Raw genomic sequence first — 1,933 nt, 5'->3', positions numbered from 1 at the left:
GCTCCGCCCCTCCCTGCGGTCGCCGCGTCTGCGGCGATCGGTCCCCGGCCCATCAGGGCCGGTAATCTTTAGGGCTCCGCCTTCGAATCTAAAGTCACCTATAGTTCAAGACTTCATGGCATCATGATATGAGGGAGTCATGAAGCCAAGAGATAGGGAACCCTTGATCTCTTGGCTTGTAGGAAAGCCCGTCTGACCGGGCGGGCCTGGAAGTCAGAACCGGCGCTTAGCGCCGAAGTGAGTCCCTACAAAGGAAACAATGCCGACCGGGACCAACAGAAGGACCAGATCAAAGATATGGTGGGCCTTTGTCATGAAATCGCCCAGCTCGCTCGGGGGCGGCGGGCAGGAATACGCCAAAATCGAGCAGCCGGTTTGACCCGGATCAACAGAAGGAAACGCCAGGCGGTAAGCGAGATAAGCGTCAAGCAAAATCCAAAGCATCGCCGGAATAACCAAGGCGGGCTTTGTTTTTTCTTGTCTGGTAGCGACGCCGAGATAGAGCAAGGCGGGAATCGCCAAAAGGCCGACGCCGTAGATAAGCTGAGTCATACTGTTCGCCCTATGTTCTTACGCTCTAGTGGTATGGCGACTTTCGCCAATCAACTTCAAGTTTTTTCGATTTCACCGGCCCGCCTGGGCCGGTGACGTGTTTGTCCTACCGCGCAGCCGTCTGCGGGCGGCTCCATTGAAAGAAATATTCAAGCCCGCCATTGCCGATCCAGTTTTCCATGTCCTTCTCGGTGAGCGGCACACCCCACGAATGACAGGCGCCACGATCCAGCAAAATGCGGATGATCTTCTCGCGGTCGGCAATGGTTTTGATGTTGATGCGTCCGACGCCGGTCGGGAAACACCGGGCGCGGGGCTTTTCAACACCTGCCGCCTTCATCTGTTCCCGCAATTCCGCCGTGTGAGTCCGCGTCACCGGGTACATCGTGCAAATCATGATTTTCGCAGCCATCTCTATCAATCCTCTCAAAATCGCGTGTCGCTTATTCTCTGGCGTTAAACGGCTGGTGGATGGGGAAAAGCGCGGGCGGGCTTGGCCGGGTTGCGAGCTGGCGGGGCGTAGCCCTGCCAGAGAGCGGCGCTGCCAAGCTGTAGCCGGCGCTTTGGGGAAGGGGCGAGCCAGCGCGCCTCCCCCCTCTTGGCCGCGTCTGCGGCCGAGAGATCCCCCGCGCCAGAGGCGCGGGTCAACAACCGCGGTTTTTTTACCAATGGGTGGCGGGCGCGAACCCGCCACATTGGACACCAATCAGGGAAGGGTGGACGCGGCTGAGTTCACGCCAGGATCATTCCTTTTTGTGAGGCTTCGGCGGTATAGGCCGACAGGGGCTTTTCCGGCTTGAAGCCTTGATCTTTCTCAACCCGCAGGCCGACACGGGATTTCAGGTCGCGCAACTCCGCTAGAGACACATAGCCTAATTCGGGGGTTCCAAATCCGAGGTCGCACAAGCCGAAAGCAACTTCATCCTCCCCGCTCTCGTCATCCAGTTCGGTGATGAGCCAGGTCATCCCGGTGCCGGGCAGGAATAGTTTAATAACCGGCAAGGGATCATGGTCGGCTTCTGTTTCCCTTGCCGCCAGCCCCGCAAGATTGTTGGCGAGAAGCTGAGCCTTTTCCTTCGATGTGAAAAATTCCATTGTCCTGCCCCCTCAAACCGTTTCCAGAAAGTCGATCAGCCCTTGCAGGTCGAGCATGTAAAATGCGTCATAGACCTTATCGAGATCGCGGGAATTGTTGCTCTCGGCATAAGCCTTTTTGTTCGCTTCCAACTCTTTCAAGGCTTCGATCCATTGTGTGCGTTCATCGGGCATTATTCATCTCCATCACTGCCGGGACCGCCCCGGCTTATTTTCTGGCGTGTGAGAGCGAGGGGAGGGGGCAATGGCGCGCGGGACCGGCCGGGTTGCGCGGGGCGCGGGGCGT

The 1,933-nt window shown here is 58.0% G+C and carries 5 protein-coding genes; all 5 read right to left on the bottom strand.

What is annotated here, in order from left to right; genetic code table 11:
* Window positions 1-213: 213 nt before the first annotated feature.
* The 5 genes from BUB54_RS19705 to BUB54_RS21050 all read right to left on the bottom strand — a co-directional run bounded on the left by BUB54_RS19705 (window position 214) and on the right by BUB54_RS21050 (window position 1,821).
* The gene (locus BUB54_RS19705) at window positions 214-522 is read right to left on the bottom strand and encodes a hypothetical protein (protein WP_139285027.1); all 309 of its coding nucleotides are present in this window, start codon (window positions 520-522) and stop codon (window positions 214-216) included.
* 136 nt (window positions 523-658) lie between these two features.
* Window positions 659-964, bottom strand: a complete 306-nt coding sequence (locus BUB54_RS19700; RefSeq protein ID WP_048880135.1) for a hypothetical protein — start codon at window positions 962-964, stop codon at window positions 659-661.
* A gap of 44 nt (window positions 965-1,008) precedes the next feature.
* Window positions 1,009-1,200 carry a hypothetical protein gene (locus tag BUB54_RS19695; protein ID WP_139285026.1) on the bottom strand — a complete coding sequence of 64 codons (192 nt, stop codon included), beginning with the start codon at window positions 1,198-1,200 and terminating at the stop codon, window positions 1,009-1,011.
* Window positions 1,201-1,284: 84 nt separating this feature from the next.
* The gene (locus BUB54_RS19690; RefSeq protein WP_048880133.1) at window positions 1,285-1,647 is read right to left on the bottom strand and encodes a DUF2958 domain-containing protein; all 363 of its coding nucleotides are present in this window, start codon (window positions 1,645-1,647) and stop codon (window positions 1,285-1,287) included.
* 12 nt (window positions 1,648-1,659) lie between these two features.
* Window positions 1,660-1,821 (bottom strand): hypothetical protein, encoded by a 162-nt coding sequence (locus tag BUB54_RS21050; RefSeq protein ID WP_158320147.1) that lies wholly within the window; start codon window positions 1,819-1,821, stop codon window positions 1,660-1,662.
* Between the last annotated feature and the right edge of the window lie 112 nt (window positions 1,822-1,933).

Source organism: Acidocella aminolytica 101 = DSM 11237 (assembly GCF_900129125.1).
Classification (GTDB): Bacteria; Pseudomonadota; Alphaproteobacteria; order Acetobacterales; family Acetobacteraceae; genus Acidocella; species Acidocella aminolytica.
This window is presented reverse-complemented; position numbering and strand designations above follow the sequence as displayed.

Excerpts from the sequence above, each read along its gene's own strand:
- BUB54_RS19700 (WP_048880135.1), bottom strand. The coding sequence starts at position 964 with ATGGCTGCGAAAATCATGATTTGCACGATGTACCCGGTGACGCGGACT.
- BUB54_RS19690 (WP_048880133.1), bottom strand. The coding sequence starts at position 1,647 with ATGGAATTTTTCACATCGAAGGAAAAGGCTCAGCTTCTCGCCAACAAT.
- BUB54_RS21050 (WP_158320147.1), bottom strand. The coding sequence starts at position 1,821 with ATGCCCGATGAACGCACACAATGGATCGAAGCCTTGAAAGAGTTGGAA.